Source organism: Amycolatopsis sp. NPDC101161 (genome assembly GCF_044768185.1).
In the GTDB taxonomy this organism is placed as follows: Bacteria; Actinomycetota; Actinomycetes; order Mycobacteriales; family Pseudonocardiaceae; genus Amycolatopsis.
On sequence record NZ_JBIWPI010000003.1, the window covers coordinates 968,326 to 984,228 of the forward strand.

Genomic DNA, 15,903 nt, shown 5'->3' on the forward strand with positions numbered 1-15,903 from the left:
TCGGCGAGCCGCAAGGTCTCACGAGTACGTCCAGTGGCCGAGCCACGACTCGCGCCAAGCCACCGTCAGCTCGCTCACCCCGTCGACCCCCGACCGGTCCACCTGCGCCTTCCAAGCCTCCTCCAGCGACGCGCACAGCTTGGCCGCCGGCACCTCCACCCCGCCCGCCGTGAACTGCTTCAGCACCGACTTCGGCACCGCCAGCTTCGCCTTCCCGCGGACCACCGACTGCTCCGTCGCCCGGCAGATCAGGTACTCGACCGTCGCCAGGTCGCCCGCCGAGGCCACCTGGGCCAACGCCCGGTACAGGCACTCCAGCGGCGCCGCCAGGCCGCGGTGCTGGCGGGCGATCTCCCACGACACCCACACCGCCATGCTCTCCGGCATCTGGTACGGGCGGTACGGCAGCGCCGGGCCCGCGAACGTCTGGTAGTCCGCCGTCGGGTCGGCGGACGACCCGCTCGCCTCCTCCGGGTCCGGGGGCAGGCCGAGGCGCTTGAACAGCTCGCGCAGCAGCTTGTGCGGGCGGGCCGGGGTCGTCGACTCGCCCAGCAGCTTCGTCAGGATGCGGTTGAGCCGGTCCGCCGCGACGCCCTGGATCGACAGCTGGAGGTGGACGAACGCCACGTCCGACAGCGTCGTGCCCGCGCAGCCGACGACCCCGACCTGCGGGTAGCGCTGCAGGAACGACACGATCGCGTGCGTCGAGCCGATCCGCGCCGGGCCGACGAACGTCACCGGCAGGCACGTCCCGATCCGCTGGCGGGACCGGAGATCGCCTTTGTACAGCGGGGAAAACTCGCCGTCGGCGTGGTAGACCTCGAACCAGTTGCCCTGCCGGTGCCCCGGCCGCGTGTCGGCGAGCCAGAAGCTGTACCCGTGCTTCTCGCACAGCTCCCGGAACCGGTCGGCCAGCTCGAACCGCGCCGCCGCGGAGACGTCCCGCAGCGCGATCGCGAACCGGACCGCCAGCGACGAGCACGGCGGCGCCACCTCCTTGCGGGTCCTCAGGTCGTGGTTGCGGGTCTTCACGATCGTCGGCAGCTGGGCCGGGCACTGCAGCGACAGCAGCGGCGCGTCGATCAGCGCCGACGCCGCGTCGGAGATCTCGCGCACCAGGTCGCGGACGGCCAGGCCGTGCCACTCGCACACCTCGCGCGCGCCCGGGTCGACCGCGATCAGGCCCTCGAACGTCTGCGCGGACTCGTAGATGAACGTCGGGTTGGGCGAGGTCGTCTGGCGGAAGACCCAGCTGCCCGCGTTCTCCTCCGGACGCTCCGCCGGCTGCCGGCCGTCGCTGTGCTCGATGGCTTCGGTGCCGTCCAAGGGTTTCCGCGTGCGGGTGCCGATCACGACGCCGGCGCCGTTCGTGGCCGAGCACAGCGTCTCGAGGAACACCGCGCTGTCGGCGTCCGCGGACACGAGGTCGCGCAGGTAGCCGTGGCGGGCCAGCGCGTGGTGCACCTCGAAGTCCACTTTGGTCACCGGCTGCCGCGCGATCTCGAAGCCGGCCCGCGCGAGGTCGGCCACGTTCCGCACGGAGACGCGCTGGCTGCGCACCTTCACCACCCCCCGGACGAGTCGAACCGGACGTCGGCTTCCAGCGGCTTGCGGCGGTCCCACGCGCCGGTGCCGGCCCACCGCGGCGCCCCGATGCGCGACAACGGGATCGCCGACTCGCGCCACGACGCCTGGCCGAACAGCACCAGCGCCGCGAGGACCGGCAGCCCCACCGCGACCGTGAGCGTGGCCTGCACGACTTCGCCGCGGCTCTGCGTCGCCACGGCCGCGGCGAACGCGGCGACGGCCGCGATGCTCAGCTGGACGAGCGCCTGCGGCAGCGTCCCGAGGTAGCCGAGCACGGTCCGGCGCGGCGGCAGCGACAGGCGGCTGTAGAGGAAACCGGGCAACAGCAGCAGCATGGTGATCACCGACTGGCCGTCGCCGATGTGGCCGAGCGCTTCGGTGGCGGCCCGGCCGTACGGCCACGGGCTGCCCACGAGCATCCAGCCGAGCACGAACGAAACCGCCGCGACGGCCAGCGCGTAGAACGTCACGTTGAGCGGGCCGGACTTCGTGGAGTCCTTGAGCACGAGCGTCGCGCGCACCCGGACGTGGTCGCCGCGCGGGTCGCGGCCGCCGGAGCGGCGCCAGTACGCGCGGGCCTCGTCTTCGGCGATGCCGGTGACCAGCACGAGGTCCTGCCCGAACTCCCGGTCGGTCAGCTCGCGTGCGGCCTCCCGCAGGTTCGCGGCGGTGAACTCGGGGTGGCGCCGCAGCGAGTTGTCCAGCTCGCCCGAGTCGGTCCGGACCGCCTCGCCGGTCGTGGCCGCGGCGGCGAGCTTGTGGCAGGCGGGCAGGCTGAGCGAGGACAGCTCCACCCCGGACTGGCCGGCCTCCCACTTGCGGCGGCGCAGCAGGTCGGCGAGCCGGCGCAGCACGGTCTGCGCCTGCAGCTCGAGGATCTTGTGCCGGGCGCCGTCGGCTTCCTGCAGCGGCGCCGCGTCCTGCCGTTCGGCCAGCGAGACCAGGTCTTCGGCCAGCCCGTCGACCTGGTGCTGGTCGGCGTCGGTGGACAGGTACATCCGCGAGATCTCGGCTTCCGGCGCGGTGCGGGCCACCAGGTGGTAGGACTTCAGCGTCGCCGGGATCGTGGTCTCGTAGCTCACGACGTAGCCGCGCCGGCTGGAGGCGAGCCGCCGCCACTGCTCCTGCGCGACGGGCCGTCGCGCGTCGACGTGCAACGGCGTTTCGTAGCTGAGCCGGTGTTCCTCGACCGAGTCGTCGAGGGCGACCACCAGCATGTAGTCGCGGACGGCGACGTTGAGCAGGTACGCGTATTCGACCAGCAGTTCCGAGTAGCCGGCGAGGATGTCCAGCGCCAGTTCCCGGCACTGGCGCCCGTACCCGGGCATGGTGCCGCTCGCCGGAGCGAGCGTGAATTCCTGTTCGGGGTGGTTCCGTTCGGTGAGCAGCGTCAGCAGCGCCTGCTGGATGAGCCAGCGGGGCTCGTGCACCTGGAACAGGAAGGTGTTCAGCTCGTGCTTGGCGGTCTGCGCGTTTTCGTCGCTGGCCAGGATCCCGCGCAGCAGCCGGTAGAGCCCGGCGGCGACGAGCCGGGACGCCTCGTGCTGCGTCAGCCGCGGCAGCTTCTGGCCGGAGCTGTCGAAGACGTCGACGGGGGAGACGTCCCGGCGCGGCAGCCGGGCGAGCGGCACCCACAGGGACCGCTGCCGCACGGGTCTGGACGCGGCGCGCTCGCCGTGTTCGCGGCCGATCAGGTCCTGCAGCTGCGCGGTGGCCTGCCGCTGGCCTTCGTCGAGCAGCTTCAGGCTGACGTCGACCTCGGTGCTGCGCCGGGCGGTGCCGTGCTCGACGACGGTCAGCCGCTCGGTGGGCCGGCGCACGTGGTTGAGCCGCAAGGACGTGTCGAGCAGGGCCAGCCCGACGGCGGCCCCTTGCCGCGACAGGCGGGGCGGGGCGCCGGGAATGGGAATTGTCTCGATCGCGTGCCGGAGACTGTCGATGCCGTCCACTCCTGTGAGAGTAGGAGGTACCGGTGCCGGATACGAGCGAACGCGAAATCCCGTCCCGCTTCACCGGTTTGCCGTGTTCAGGAGGCCGTCGGTCGCGTCCCACAGGCGGCGGGCCAGCTCCGCGTCGAGGCCGGCCTTGCCCGCGCGGCGCACCGCCGGGCCGCCGCGCAGGCCGCCCGGTCCGTCCGGCCCGACGTAGGCGTTGCCGGGTACGTCCGCCGTGGCGGCGTAGAGCACCGACAGCGCGCCCTGTTCCGGTGAGTTGGTGAGGAACTTGAAGCGGTTGACGACGTTCGACCGCGAATGCGCGGCCAGCGCGGTGCGCGCGATCCCCGGGCTGGCCAGCACCGAGCGGACCGGGCTGCCCGCCGCGTCCAGCCGGCGCTGCAGCTCCAGGGAGAACAGGACCACCGCCAGCTTCGACGCCCGGTAGGCGGCCATCCCGTGGTAGTCGCGCGTCCGCCAGTCCAGGTCGCCGAGGTCGAGCTTGCCCTGCCGGTGCAGCTGGCTGGTGACGTGCACGACCCGGTCGGTGACGTGCCCGAGCAGCAGGTTCGTCAGCAGGAACGGGCCGGTGTGGTTGGTGGTGGTCTGCCGGTCGAGCCCGTCGGCCGTCCGCGCGGCGGGGACGTCCATCACGCCGGCGTTGTTGACCAGGACGTCGAGCGGGCCGGACCACGAGCCCGCGAACGCCCGCACCGACGCCAGGTCCGCCACGTCCAGCGGCCGGACGTCGAAGGTGCCGGGCAGGCCGGCGACCGCCGCGCGGGCCTTGCCGACGTCCCGCACCCCCAGCACGACCCGGGCGCCGGCGCGGGCGAGCTCCCGCGCCGTGATCAGCCCCAGGCCGCGGCCCGCACCGGTGACCCCCACCGTCCGCCCGCCCAGGTCCGGCAGGTCGTCCGTCGTCCACTTGGTCATTTCCGCTCCTCACTCGAAGTCCGATCGATTCGGCGAGTGAACGCGGCGGCCACGACGGGCGGAAGGACGCGCTCAGCCACTGACTCGCAGACCGTGGCTAAGCCGGGTTCGTTGGTCGACGATGGTGACCATGAGCTTCGACCTCGCCTCACTGGGCGCGTTCCTGCGCGCCCGGCGCGCGGCACTGCAACCGGAGGACGTCGGGCTCGGCCGCGGGCACCGCCGCCGCGCGCCGGGCCTGCGACGCGAGGAGGTGGCGCAGCTGTGCGCCATGTCCGCCGACTACTTCGCCCGGCTGGAACGCGGCACCGGGCCGCAGCCGTCGGAGCCGATGGTCGCGGCCATCGCCCGCGGCCTGCGGCTGACGCCCGCCGAGCGCGATCACCTGTTCCTGCTCGCCGGCTACCGCGCCGCCCGGCGCGAGCTGCGGGCCCGGCACGTGAGCCCCGGCCTGATGCGGATCATGGACGGCTTGGCGGGCACCACCGCCCAGGTGCTGGGCCCGCTGGGCGAGACGCTGCTGCAGACGCCGTCCGCGGTGGCACTGCTCGGCGACGAGACCGGCTACACGGGGAACGCCCGCAGCGCGGCGTACCGCTGGTTCACCGACCCGGCCGCTCGCGCGCGGTACGACCCTTCCGAGCACGAGAAGAACAGCCGGATCACCGTCGCACAGCTGCGCGGAGCGGTCACGCGCGACGGACCCGGCTCGGCGGCGGCGGAGCTGGCCGAAGTCCTGCGACGCACCAGCGACGAGTTCGCCGGGCTGTGGGAACGCCACGAAGTGGGCCTGCGCTGGAGCGAAACCAAGCGGTTCACCCACCCGCAGGTCGGGCGGCTCGACCTCTACTGCCAGGTGCTGCTGGAGCCGGACGAAGGCCAGTCGCTGCTCGTCTTCACCGCGACGCCGGGGACTGAGAGCCACGAGAAGCTGGCGCTGCTCGCGGTGCTCGGCACGGAGAGCTTCGCCGCGGAGTAAGCGCGGCCGGACGTCCCGGGCCTCGGGGGACGAACGGCAACAGTCTCGCGCTCGTCCGCTCCCTGCTGTCGGGATCGCAGCCGAACCCCGGCGGGAAACCCGTGGCCGCACTCGTGAATCCGCCGGTCGTGGTGGCCGTGGACGGCTCGGAAGCCGCCGCCGCGGCTGCGTTGTGGGCGGCCGGGGCAGGGCGGTCGCCCGCGTCGGGAAAGCCTGGCTCAAGCCAGCCCGGTGAACCGCAAGTACGCCTGCGCCAGCGGCGCGGCCGCGAACAGCGCGACCAGCGCCCCCGCGAGCATGAACGGCCCGAACGGCAACGCCGTCTTGCGGCCGCCGCCGCGGGCCAGGACCGCCACCCCCGCCAGCGCGCCCAGCAGGAACCCGCCGAAGGCGCCGAACACCAGCGCCTCCCACGACACGTACGCCAGGACGCCGCCGATCAGTCCCGCCAGCCGGACGTCGCCGAAGCCCATGCCCCTCGGGTACGCCATCGCCAGCAGCAGGTAGAACCCGAACAGCGCCGTGCCGCCCAGGAGCGCGCGGACCAGCGACCACCAGTCACCCTGCCACCAGGCCGACGCCGTCAGCAGCAGCGCGAGCACCGGGTACGACGGCAGCACGAGCGCGTTCGGCAGCCGCCGCGTGTCGACGTCGATCAGGGCCAGCGCGATCCCGATCGCCCCGAAGTAGAGGTACGCCGGCAGGTCCGGCAGCGCGATCCGCGCCGCCAGCAGGACGAACACCGCCGCCGTCCCGAGCTCGACCAGCGGGTAGCGGACGCTGATCCGGTCGCCGCAGCCGGCGCAGCGGCCGCGCAGGACGAGCCAGCCCAGCACCGGGACGTTGTGCCGCGCCCGGATCCCCTGCCCGCAGCCCGGGCACCGCGACGGCGGGCTGACCACCGACTCGCCGCGCGGGACCCGGTGGACCACGACGTTCAGGAACGAGCCGACCAGCAGGCCGAGCACGCCCGCGACGGCGGCGATCACCGGGCACCCGACCAGCTCAGCACCGACACCTGCCGCGACCCCGGCACCGGACGCGCCGGATCACCGTCCACATAGGCCACTCGCGCCCGCGCGGCCGCCGTCCCGCCCGGCGCGCAGGAGCCCGCGCCGGGGCAGACGTAAGCGCTCAGGTAGACGCCGAAGACGAACCCGGGGGAGTCGTCCGGCACCTCGATGACCGCGCCGGTGAACGTCACGCTGCCGGTCAGCTTCACCTGCAACGACCGCGCGATGACGCCGAACCGGAAGATCGGCTCGGTGGCGTTGTTGAGCGTGACGTCCAGGACCGCCTTCGGGGCGTACGTGGTGCCCTGGACGTAGAACCGGTTGCCCGAGTTGTTCACCGACGTCACCAGCGCGCACGCGGAGCTGCTCGTGTACACCAGCTGCGTGCAGCCGCTTTCCGCGCGCAGGGCGGGCGGCGTGTAGGTGAGCTCGAGTTGCAGCGCGTCCACCGACTCGGTGCCCTTGTGCTTCACGGCCGCCGTGTAGGCCAGCTGCGCGCCGGTGAACGACCCGTCGTAGACCTGCTGCGACAGCGCACTGGTGAAGTCGGCGTAGTCGGTGTGCAGCGCCTTGTCCGTGTAGGGCTGAACGATGACCGGCCCGGTCGTGCCGCTCGCGGTGGTGAGCTGCACGCTCAGGTTGTCCTGGGTGGCCCCGTTGTCGTTGCCGTGCACCACGCGTGCGCGGGCGGAAGTGAGGATCGACCCCGCCGGGATCGCCGCGGGCGGCGCGTATCCGGTGGCGGTGACCGTCGCGCTCTGGTTGCCGTTGCCGTTGTTGGTCCAGGTCGCCGCCTGACTATCTACAGTGGACAAAAGAGCGGGCGTGGCGTTCGTGAAGGACCCGGGCGTGACCCCGGTCGGCGTGAGGGTGGTCGTGACCGGGCTTTCCGCGCCCGAGGTCAGGCCGTACAGCGCGACCGGCGGCTTGGTGCCGCTGTACGTGCCGCAGATCTCGGCCTGCCCGGCCTTCACCGCGAGCTGGCTGTCGCCGCCGAAGACGAACTGGACACCCTGCGCCTTCGCGTCGTCGATCGGGTTGTCGCACGCGCCCGGGATCGTCGCCGACGCCGGCGGTGCCGCCAGGATCCGGCCGCTCGCGTCGACCGGCGTGCCCGCGACCAGGCGGCCGCTGTCGATCGTCCACACGTCGGTGCCCGCGGGCAGGGAGGGCGGCCGGACCGCCGCGCCGTTGTGGAAGTCGAAGTAGTACGTCCCGGGCGTGAACCACCAGACGCTGTTCTTGCACGGGCTGCTGTTGGACATCAGCGTGGACAGCCCGGCGGCGTCGTCGTAGTAACCGGGCTGGAAAGTCACGACCGAGCCACCGCACGACGGCACTTTCCGGTACGGCGGGACGGAAGTGAGCGCCGGGGCGTAGCCGGGGTCGGCGCCGAGGCTCGACCCGCCGTAGCGGCACGACGCGGCGGGCGTGCTCCGGATCGTGCCGGAGCAGGCGGCGCGGGCGTAGACCGCCGTGTTCGTGTCGAGGGACCCGTTGACGACGTTGATGGTCGAGTTCGAGTACACGATCCCGTGCACCCGGAACGACGACCCGGTCGGCTGCTGGATGGTGACCCCGTCCTCGCCCCCGGTGCCGAGCGTGAGGATCGCGTTGCCCGGCCGGTTGCACGCGCTCAGCGACGGGCACTGGATCAGCACCTTCGCCGGGTCGGCGGTGCACGACACCGCCGCGGAGTCGGTGCCGTCGAACGACGGCAGCGTCAGCGTGTCGGACGCGCCGAAGCAGTGCTGGCCGGGCGCGCCGGTGAAGCCGCTGTTGCGGATCTCGTTGATCGCGGCCTGCAGCGCGCCGTCGGCCGTGTACGCCGCCGACGCCTGGTCGCGCAGGTTCACCGTGGTGCGGACGCTGGTCTCGGCGAACGACAGCACCGCGCCCAGCACCACGGCGACCACGGTGACCAGCACGAGCACCAGCGGCAGCGCCGCGCCGCGGTCGTCGTGGCGTTTCATGACTGCCTCCGCTGGCCGAAGAGGGTGACGGGGTAGGGGTCGGCGCGGTCCGACGCGGCTGTGAAGGCGAGCCGCACCCACAGCGGGACGTCGGCCGCGGTGCAGGTGCTGGCGCACGTCACGGCGAGGCTGCCGGCCTGGACGTGGTGCGCGACGACCGAGTCGCCCACCACCGCGGAAGCGAGGCAGCGCAGGCGGTGCAGCTCGGTCCCGGTGAGGTAGTAGGCGACGACCGCGGTGCGGCGGGTCGCGGCCGGGGTGCTCGTGTCCCAGTCGTCGGAAAGCAGGCGCAGCGCCGAAACCGGCGTCGCGGCCGTGCCGCACACCTGGCCGCCCGCGTCGTAGGCCGCGTCGAGCTGGACCGACGGCGAGAACGGCACGGCGCCGTTGGCGATCTGGCCCGAGTAGTCGCGCAGGCCCGTCATGGCGACGTCCTGGGCGAAGAACGCGGCGCTCTGCTGGGCGTCGTGCGAGAGCTCCAGCCGCGCGGAGGTGGCGTCGCTGGTGCGGATCGACGTGACCACCGCGGTGGCGGCGGGCGCGACGACCACGCCGAGCAGCACGACCACGATCAGCAGCTCGACCAGGGTGAACCCGGCGTCGGGGCGGCGGCTCAGCACAGCGCGTCCTTGAGCCCGCACCCGCGCCGCACGACGACGACCAGCTGCTCGCTCGCGCGCCCGTCGGTGCTGGCGACCCGGACGGTCACCTGCTGCAGGCCGCTGTCGGTACCGCAGCTGCTCGCCCAAGCGCCACTCGCCCAGTACCGCACGGACGCCACCGAGCTGGTGAAGCCCGTCGGCGCCGAGTACCCCGGCGGGGTCGCGTAGCTGGCCGGCGACGCGCACAGCACGTAGCCCCCGGCCATCACCTTGGTGACCACGGCCTCGCCGAAGTCCCGGGCGGCGGTGCCCGCGGTCGCCTGCTTGCGGTGGACGTCGGACATCGCCACCCCGACGCCGATGCCGCCGACGATCGCGACGACCGCGATCCCCATGATCGCGACCGCGATCAGCAGTTCCAGGAGGCTCTCGCCCCGGTCGTCGGCGGTCATCAGATGTGCACCTGGTTGAAGATGCCGTACATCGCCGACACCAGCGCGACCGCGACGAAGCCGACGAGCAGGCCCATCACCACGATGACGGCGGGCTCGAACAACGCCGTGAGCTTCTTCAGCCGGTAGTCGAGCTCGCCCTCGTAGTACTGGGCGGTGAGCTCCAGCTGGGTGTCGAGCGTGCCGGTGTCCTCGCCGACGCGGATCATCTGCGCGGCCGTCACCGGCAGCAGCCCGGAGCCGGCGAGCGGGCGCGCGAGGCCCTCGCCTTCGAGCACGGCCTCGCCGACCCGGCCGAGCCCGCGCATGAACACGCGGTTGCGCAACGACTCCGTCGCGACGCGCAGCGCTTCGGGCAGCGGCACGCCGGCGCTGACCATCGACGACAGGATGCGGCAGAACCGCTCGACCAGCGCGTGCCGCACGGTCGGCCCGATCGCCGGCAGGCTCAGCACGACGCGGTCGCGGGCGTACCGGCCGGACGGCGTGCGCACCGCCACGACGTACAGCAGGCCGAGGAAGAACCCGCCCGCGAGCAGCGCCCACCACCACTCGCCGAGGAAGTCGGTGACGGCCAGCAGCATCCGCGTGGGCAGCGGCAGGGTCGCGTGCAGGCTCGCGAAGAACGCCTTGAACCGCGGCAGCACGAAGGTGGCCAGCACGACGACCGTCACCACCGACATCAGCGCGATCATCGCCGGGTAGATCAGCGCGGCCTTGATCCGGCGGCGGGCTTCGAGGTCCCGTTCGAGGTAGTTCGCGAGCTGGTCGAGGACGACGTCGAGCTGCCCGCTCAGCTCGGCCGAGCGCAGGATCTCGCGGTAGAACTCGGGGAAGATCTTCGGGTGGCGGTCGACGCAGTCCGAGAGCCGTTCGCCGCCGCGCAGTCCCTGCTCGACCTGCCGCAGCATCCGCGTCACGGTCGAGTTCGACGCCTCGTCGCCGAGGATGCGCACGGCGTCGATCAGCGGCAGCCCGGCCCGGACGAAAGCCCCGAGCTGGCGCGAGAGGTGCATGACGACCTCGCGCTTGACCCGCGGCGCCGTCAGCTCCAGCTGCAGCACGCTCTTCTTCTGCGTGATCTCGATGTCCCGCAGCTCCCGCTCGTAGAGCGCGAGGACGGCGGAATCGGCGTCGGCGGCCTTCTGGACACCGCGGGTGCGCGTGCCGTCCGGGCCGGTGGCGACGTAGGCGTACCGGTTCATCGTGCCCCTCCGCTGAGGTAGATCGACCGCAGCACCTCGGCCGGGGTCGTGACGCCCTCGGCGATCAGCCGCAGCGCCTCGTCCTGCAGCGTCCGCATGCCCTCCTTGCGGGCCAGCTCGTGGACCTCGTGGTGCGGCGCGTTGCCGAGCACGAGCGAGCGGATCCCCTCGCCGACCGGCATCAGCTCGTAGACGCCGGTGCGGTCGAGGAACCCGGTGTGCGCGCAGAAGTTGCAGCCGGCGCCGCGGACGAACCCGCCGGCCGGCCCGTCCGCGCCCATCGAGTCCAGAAAGGACAGTTCTTCGGCCGAGGGCTCGTAGTACTCGCGGCAGCGCAGGCAGATCCGCCGGACCAGCCGCTGCGCGAGCACCGCGGTGATCGAGGAGGCGACCAGGAAGTTCTCGATCCCCATGTCCAGCAACCGGTGCAGCGCCGACGCGGCGTCGGTGGCGTGCAGCGACGAGAGCACGAAGTGCCCGGTCAGCGCGGACTGCACGGCGATGCGCGCGGTGTCGGCGTCGCGGACCTCGCCGACCAGGATGACGTCCGGGTCCTGCCGCAGGATCGACTTGAGGCCGTCGGCGAAGGTGACGCCGGTCTGCTCGTTGATCTGGATCTGGTTGATCGAGGACATGGTGTACTCGACCGGGTCTTCGATGGTCATGATGTTGCGCTCGGCGCTGTCGAGCTCGCCCAGCGACCCGTAGAGCGTGGTCGTCTTGCCGCTGCCGGTCGGCCCGGCGCAGATCACCATGCCGTAGGGCGAGCGCAGCACCGCCGAATACCGCGCCGCCATCTCCTCGGGCATGCCGAGCTGCGGCAGCCGGAACAGCGGACGGCTCTTGTCCAGCAGCCGCAGCACGACCTTCTCCCCGCCGACCACCGGCGTGGTCGCCACCCGCATGTCCACCGGCCGCTCTTCGACGTCCATGCTGATCTGGCCGTCCTGCGGGCGGCGGCGCTCGACGATGTTCATCCCGGCGAGGATCTTGATCCGGCTGACCACCGCGGGCCCCATCGAGCCGGGCAGGTCGAGGACGTCGTGGAGCACGCCGTCGATGCGGTAGCGCACGCGCACGCGGTCGTCCTGCGGTTCGACGTGGACGTCGGACGCGCGGTCGCGCAGCGCCTGGGCGATCATCAGCGAGACGACGTGCACGACCGGCGCGTCGTCGTTCGCGGTCGCCGGGGCGTCGGCGCGCACGGCGTCGCGGCGCACGGAGTCCCGCGCCTCGAACGCCTTGACCTGCTGGTCGATCCCGGTGAGCGCGCGGTAGGTGCGGGCGATGGTGGCGAGGATGTCGGCCCGGGCGGCCACGGCGACGGTCACCGGGCGGCCGAGGGCGTCCTGCAGCGCGGGCGCGGCGGCCGGGTCGGCGACCGCGACGAGCACGGAGTCGTCGCGGACGGCCAGGGGGATGGCGCAGAGCTCGCGGGCTTTCGCCTCGCCGAGCAGGTCGGCGGCGGCGCGGTCCGGGGTCACCGTGCGCAGGTCGACGGTGCGGGGCTGGGTGCGGAGTCTCATGCCGGCACGCTCCGCGGTCGCGGACGCGGGTCGATGTCCTGCGGGTGGAGGCTGCGGGCGGCGGCGTCGGCGGGCGTGACGAGCCCGGCGCCGACGAGCGCCGAGAGGGACTGCTCGAGCGTCACCATGCCTTCGCGCTGCCCGGTCACCAGCACGTTGCGCAGCTGGTGCGGCTTGCCCTCCTTGACGAGGTTGCGCACGGCCGTGTTCGCGACGAGCACCTCGAAGGCGGCGACGAGCCCGCCGCCGATCCGGGGCAGCAGCCGCTGGTGCACGATGCCGGTGAGCGCCGCGGCGAGCTGGACGCGCACCTGCTCCTGCTGGCCGGCCGGGAAGACGTCGACCATCCGCGCGAGGGACTGCGCGGTGTCGTTGGTGTGCAGGGTGGCGAAGACGAGGTGCCCGGTTTCGGCGATGGTGAGCGCGAACCGGATGGACTCGAGGTCGCGCATCTCGCCCACGAGCAGGACGTCGGGGTCCTCCCGCAGCGCGCTGCGCAGGGCCGCGGGGAACGACTCGGTGTCGGTGCCGACCTCGCGCTGGTTCACCGCGGAGCGGCGGTGTTCGTGGACGTACTCGATCGGGTCTTCGACGGTGAGGATGTGACAGGCGCGCTCGCGGTTGATCCGGTCGATGACGGCGGCGAGCGTCGTCGACTTGCCGGAGCCGGTCGGCCCGGTGACGAGCACGAGCCCCTGGTGCCGCCGGGCGAAGTCGGTGAGGACCGGCGGCAGGCCGAGCTCGGTCATGTCCGGGATGCGGCGCGGGATCATCCGCAGCGCGACGACGGTGTCCCCGCGCTGGGTGAAGGCGTTGCCGCGGACGCGGGCGTGGTCGCGCCAGCTGAAGGAGAAGTCGAACTCGTGCGCCGCGCGCCAGGTGCGGGCTTGGTCGTCGGAGAGCAGCTCGGCGAGGAGGCCGTCGGTGTCTTCGCCGGTGAGGACGGGGTGGCCGGGAACCGCGGAGAGGTCACCGTGCACCCGCAGCTGGGGTGGCAGTCCGGCGGTGAGCAGCAGGTCGGTGCCACGCGCCTGCCACAGCGCTTCGAGCAGGCCGTCGACGCGGCTGCCGGTCAGGGTGGGCATGGGATGCCTCCGGGTGTCCGATGTGGATGGTCGGCGCGGGGCGGGCGCGTCACCCGCCCCGCGGCCGTGCTCAGGAGCCCGAGCTCTTGCTGCAGGCACCGGTGGCGGTGACGACCCCGGCGGCGGTGGTGATGGAGTAGCCGCTCGTGGCGGCCGGGGCCAGCGGGTCGCGCAGGTAGTGCTTGGTGACCAGTTCGGTGACGTCGGCCGGGTAGGTCCCGGTCTTCGCGTACTGCGCTTCGGTGGCGGTTTCGACGGCCTTGAAGTCCGCCTGGCAGGCGGCGGCCTTGCCATCGCCGTTGAACGCCTGCACGGCGAAGACGACGACCCCGGCGAGCACGCCGAGGATCACGACGACGATGAGCAGTTCGATGAGGGTGAAGCCGTCCTGGTTGCCCCGGGCGGCGCGAAGTCTTTGCAACATGGGATTTCCTTCGGTTGTCGGGTTTTCGGTCGGGTCGAGGTCGTGCGCGCCGCCCGGCGGGCCGCGGTCGGTGTGATCGGACATGGGGACCTCGTCAGGGGCAACCGGTCGCGGCGGTCGTGGCCTGGCCGCGCCACTTGTTGTTGAGGCCGCGCACCGTGATCAAAGCGGGTTTGTACGGCAGGTCGTAGCTGGTGAGGCCGGTCGCGGTCGTGGTGGTGAGCACTTGGCCGTTGCCGCCGGCGGAGTTGGTCGCGTAGATCTCGTAGCTCAGCGCGCCCGTGACCGCGGCCCAGCTGATGTTCACCGACTTGTTGCTGCCGTTGCACTTCGCCGGGGTGACCGAGAAGGAACCCGGCGCCGCGAGCTGCAAGGCCTTGGCGCCCGCGTTCCCGGTCCCGCTCTTGAGCCAGGCGGCCTCGGCCTGGGCGTCGCCGATCGCGACCAGGCCGCCGACCGCGAGCGCGGCCGCCACGGCCGTGGCGAACAGGATGCGGCTCATTGGCTCGTCACCGTCACCACGACCGGGATCGAGAACGCCGCGCCCTGGCAACCGTCGTCCACAGTGGACGCCATGGCGACCGCGTCGGTCAGGGTGATGGTCGCGTTGCCGTTGGCGGCGATCGCCGTGCCCGGCGTCTGGTCGAAACGCCACGACACCCCGGTCGTCGTGCAGGTGCCGATACCGCCGGAACCGGTCGGCGCACCGGTTCCGGCGGCCACCCTGGAGACCACCACCGGATAGGGATTGGGGTTGGTCACCAGGAGCTTCGCTGTGCCCGTACTGCCGGGGTAGAGCAGGCCGGTGGTGATCGCCGACGCGTCCACCACGCCGGTCGTGGGGGCGCTCGCGGTGCCGGCCTTCGCCGTGGCCGAGCCCGAGCCGGAGCTCGTCCAGGCCGCGACGGCGATCCCGCCGCCCAGCGTCGCGCCGACCACCGCGGTGACGACGACCGCGCGGCGCAGGGTGGGGCTGTTCATGGCTTGACCGCCGTTCCTGTGTACGTCAGGGGAAAGGTGAGGCCGCGGCACGCGTCGGGCGCGCCGGCGAGCAGGTGGGTGGTGAGCGCGACGTCGGCGGTGCCGTCGCCGGGGACCTTGACCGGCGCGGCCAGCGCGTCGACCTTCACCGACGACGCCGGGCAGGCCGCGACGGGCCGGCCGGCGCCGTCGACGGGCTTGCCGACCGTCGTGGTGACCGTCTGGACGAGGATCGGGAAGTTCTCGGCGTTGCCCAGCCGGACCCACCGCGTCCCGGTGGCGCCGGGGACGAGTGCGGTGGCCCGGCCGGGCACGTCGGTGATGGCGAACTGCTTGATGCCGTTGCCGTTCGCGGCCGGCGCCGGTGTCGACGGGCCCATCGCGAGCCACGTGCCCACGACCAGCGCGGCCGGAAGGGCGAATCGCCACCTGGACATCGGCGCGGGATCAGGCGTTCGACGAGAGGGTCGCGGTCAGCGGCAGCGTGAACGTCGCGCCCTGGCACGCGTCGGTGGCGGTGCCGCTCATCGTGGCGGTGAGGGTGTAGACGGCGTTCCCGCCCGCGGCGATGGTGCTGCCGGGGTTGTTCACCGCGCCGCTCGTCACGGTGCCCGCCGCGCAGCCGCCGGCGGTCGCGGTGGAGGAACCGGCGCTGATGCTGTTCACGACGACCGGGTAGGCGTTCGGGTTGTTGATCGTGACGGTGAACGTCTTGGCCGCGCCCGGGTAGAGCGGCGTGCCCGTGGTGTCGGAACCGATCGTCGAGTTCACCGAGGTGGTCGAGGTGACGGAGCCGGAGCCCGCGCCGGTGCTGGTCCAGGCCGCGTAGGCGACGCCGGCCACGATGACGGCGCCGGCGGCACCCAGGACGACCGCGGACCGCTTGCTGATCTTGCGCATGGAAAGCTCCTTGGCTGTTACGGGAGGGAAGCGCCGGGGCGGGAAGCGCCGGCTGGTCCGAAGTGGACCGTCACGAAGAGTGTGCGGAATTGGAGACGTTCGTCACTCCGGGCTACTGGCCTGTGTGGACCCTGGTCGACCGGCCTGATCAAAAGGGACCGATGTCCCTTGCTTCGCCGGCGAGGCGGTGTTACGCGCGCGGGCGATCGATGGTGAACGGCGGCGCTGCGCGTCGAGGTGATCCGATGCGGTGTTGTGACCGGCGGACGGATGACTCATGATGGCCCGGACGAAATGCGGTGGGGC

At 72.6% G+C, this 15,903-nt stretch carries 16 protein-coding genes; 1 reads left to right on the plus strand and 15 read right to left on the minus strand.

The genetic code is table 11. The features are described 5' to 3' along the window. Positions 1-18 precede the first annotated feature (18 nt). Genes ACIRSS_RS25960 through ACIRSS_RS25970 form a run of 3 tightly spaced genes read right to left on the minus strand, consistent with a single transcriptional unit; the run spans position 19 to position 4,457 of the window. Positions 19-1,560, minus strand: coding sequence for a hypothetical protein (locus ACIRSS_RS25960; RefSeq protein WP_400899207.1), 1,542 nt, complete (start codon positions 1,558-1,560; stop codon positions 19-21). Positions 1,561-1,562: 2 nt separating this feature from the next. Continuing rightward, positions 1,563-3,536 (minus strand): hypothetical protein, encoded by a 1,974-nt coding sequence (locus ACIRSS_RS25965; protein WP_400899209.1) that lies wholly within the window; start codon positions 3,534-3,536, stop codon positions 1,563-1,565. A 60-nt stretch (positions 3,537-3,596) separates the two neighbouring features. After that, positions 3,597-4,457 carry an SDR family NAD(P)-dependent oxidoreductase gene (locus ACIRSS_RS25970; RefSeq protein WP_400899211.1) on the minus strand — a complete coding sequence of 287 codons (861 nt, stop codon included), beginning with the start codon at positions 4,455-4,457 and terminating at the stop codon, positions 3,597-3,599. A 130-nt stretch (positions 4,458-4,587) separates the two neighbouring features. Here ACIRSS_RS25970 and ACIRSS_RS25975 point away from each other — a divergent pair, with 130 nt between their 5' ends. Next, the gene (locus tag ACIRSS_RS25975) at positions 4,588-5,436 is read left to right on the plus strand and encodes a helix-turn-helix transcriptional regulator (RefSeq protein ID WP_400899213.1); all 849 of its coding nucleotides are present in this window, start codon (positions 4,588-4,590) and stop codon (positions 5,434-5,436) included. Positions 5,437-5,654: 218 nt separating this feature from the next. Here the strand turns inward: ACIRSS_RS25975 and ACIRSS_RS25980 are convergent, their stop codons facing one another. The 12 genes from ACIRSS_RS25980 to ACIRSS_RS26035 all read right to left on the minus strand — a co-directional run bounded on the left by ACIRSS_RS25980 (position 5,655) and on the right by ACIRSS_RS26035 (position 15,597). After that, on the minus strand, positions 5,655-6,425 hold the full coding sequence (locus ACIRSS_RS25980; RefSeq protein ID WP_400899215.1) for a prepilin peptidase: 771 nt from the start codon (positions 6,423-6,425) through the stop codon (positions 5,655-5,657). Next, on the minus strand, positions 6,422-8,422 hold the full coding sequence (locus tag ACIRSS_RS25985) for a hypothetical protein (RefSeq protein WP_400899217.1): 2,001 nt from the start codon (positions 8,420-8,422) through the stop codon (positions 6,422-6,424). The genes ACIRSS_RS25980 and ACIRSS_RS25985 overlap by 4 nt, the downstream gene beginning before the upstream one ends. Beyond that, positions 8,419-9,042 (minus strand): prepilin-type N-terminal cleavage/methylation domain-containing protein, encoded by a 624-nt coding sequence (locus ACIRSS_RS25990; RefSeq protein ID WP_400899219.1) that lies wholly within the window; start codon positions 9,040-9,042, stop codon positions 8,419-8,421. The genes ACIRSS_RS25985 and ACIRSS_RS25990 overlap by 4 nt, the downstream gene beginning before the upstream one ends. After that, positions 9,036-9,476 (minus strand): type II secretion system protein, encoded by a 441-nt coding sequence (locus ACIRSS_RS25995; RefSeq protein WP_400899221.1) that lies wholly within the window; start codon positions 9,474-9,476, stop codon positions 9,036-9,038. Before ACIRSS_RS25995 ends, ACIRSS_RS25990 begins: the two co-directional genes overlap by 7 nt. Further along, positions 9,476-10,681 carry a type II secretion system F family protein gene (locus ACIRSS_RS26000; RefSeq protein WP_400899223.1) on the minus strand — a complete coding sequence of 402 codons (1,206 nt, stop codon included), beginning with the start codon at positions 10,679-10,681 and terminating at the stop codon, positions 9,476-9,478. The genes ACIRSS_RS25995 and ACIRSS_RS26000 overlap by 1 nt, the downstream gene beginning before the upstream one ends. Further along, complete coding sequence (locus ACIRSS_RS26005; protein ID WP_400899225.1) at positions 10,678-12,207, minus strand: GspE/PulE family protein; 1,530 nt, start codon at positions 12,205-12,207, stop codon at positions 10,678-10,680. The genes ACIRSS_RS26000 and ACIRSS_RS26005 overlap by 4 nt, the downstream gene beginning before the upstream one ends. Beyond that, positions 12,204-13,292, minus strand: a complete 1,089-nt coding sequence (locus ACIRSS_RS26010; RefSeq protein ID WP_400899227.1) for a type IV pilus twitching motility protein PilT — start codon at positions 13,290-13,292, stop codon at positions 12,204-12,206. The genes ACIRSS_RS26005 and ACIRSS_RS26010 overlap by 4 nt, the downstream gene beginning before the upstream one ends. 70 nt (positions 13,293-13,362) lie before the next feature. Next, positions 13,363-13,716 carry a competence type IV pilus major pilin ComGC gene (locus ACIRSS_RS26015; protein WP_400899229.1) on the minus strand — a complete coding sequence of 118 codons (354 nt, stop codon included), beginning with the start codon at positions 13,714-13,716 and terminating at the stop codon, positions 13,363-13,365. 94 nt (positions 13,717-13,810) lie between these two features. After that, positions 13,811-14,218, minus strand: coding sequence for a hypothetical protein (locus ACIRSS_RS26020; RefSeq protein ID WP_400899231.1), 408 nt, complete (start codon positions 14,216-14,218; stop codon positions 13,811-13,813). Further along, positions 14,215-14,697 (minus strand): hypothetical protein, encoded by a 483-nt coding sequence (locus tag ACIRSS_RS26025; RefSeq protein WP_400899233.1) that lies wholly within the window; start codon positions 14,695-14,697, stop codon positions 14,215-14,217. Before ACIRSS_RS26025 ends, ACIRSS_RS26020 begins: the two co-directional genes overlap by 4 nt. Next, positions 14,694-15,134 (minus strand): hypothetical protein, encoded by a 441-nt coding sequence (locus ACIRSS_RS26030; RefSeq protein WP_400899235.1) that lies wholly within the window; start codon positions 15,132-15,134, stop codon positions 14,694-14,696. Before ACIRSS_RS26030 ends, ACIRSS_RS26025 begins: the two co-directional genes overlap by 4 nt. A gap of 10 nt (positions 15,135-15,144) precedes the next feature. After that, positions 15,145-15,597 (minus strand): hypothetical protein, encoded by a 453-nt coding sequence (locus tag ACIRSS_RS26035; RefSeq protein ID WP_400899237.1) that lies wholly within the window; start codon positions 15,595-15,597, stop codon positions 15,145-15,147. Positions 15,598-15,903: the final 306 nt, after the last annotated feature.

Excerpts from the sequence above, each read along its gene's own strand:
- ACIRSS_RS25970 (WP_400899211.1), bottom strand. The coding sequence starts at position 4,457 with ATGACCAAGTGGACGACGGACGACCTGCCGGACCTGGGCGGGCGGACG.
- ACIRSS_RS25975 (WP_400899213.1), top strand. The coding sequence starts at position 4,588 with ATGAGCTTCGACCTCGCCTCACTGGGCGCGTTCCTGCGCGCCCGGCGC.
- ACIRSS_RS25985 (WP_400899217.1), bottom strand. The coding sequence starts at position 8,422 with ATGAAACGCCACGACGACCGCGGCGCGGCGCTGCCGCTGGTGCTCGTG.
- ACIRSS_RS25995 (WP_400899221.1), bottom strand. The coding sequence starts at position 9,476 with ATGACCGCCGACGACCGGGGCGAGAGCCTCCTGGAACTGCTGATCGCG.
- ACIRSS_RS26000 (WP_400899223.1), bottom strand. The coding sequence starts at position 10,681 with ATGAACCGGTACGCCTACGTCGCCACCGGCCCGGACGGCACGCGCACC.
- ACIRSS_RS26005 (WP_400899225.1), bottom strand. The coding sequence starts at position 12,207 with ATGAGACTCCGCACCCAGCCCCGCACCGTCGACCTGCGCACGGTGACC.
- ACIRSS_RS26010 (WP_400899227.1), bottom strand. The coding sequence starts at position 13,292 with ATGCCCACCCTGACCGGCAGCCGCGTCGACGGCCTGCTCGAAGCGCTG.
- ACIRSS_RS26015 (WP_400899229.1), bottom strand. The coding sequence starts at position 13,716 with ATGTTGCAAAGACTTCGCGCCGCCCGGGGCAACCAGGACGGCTTCACC.
- ACIRSS_RS26020 (WP_400899231.1), bottom strand. The coding sequence starts at position 14,218 with ATGAGCCGCATCCTGTTCGCCACGGCCGTGGCGGCCGCGCTCGCGGTC.
- ACIRSS_RS26025 (WP_400899233.1), bottom strand. The coding sequence starts at position 14,697 with ATGAACAGCCCCACCCTGCGCCGCGCGGTCGTCGTCACCGCGGTGGTC.
- ACIRSS_RS26030 (WP_400899235.1), bottom strand. The coding sequence starts at position 15,134 with ATGTCCAGGTGGCGATTCGCCCTTCCGGCCGCGCTGGTCGTGGGCACG.
- ACIRSS_RS26035 (WP_400899237.1), bottom strand. The coding sequence starts at position 15,597 with ATGCGCAAGATCAGCAAGCGGTCCGCGGTCGTCCTGGGTGCCGCCGGC.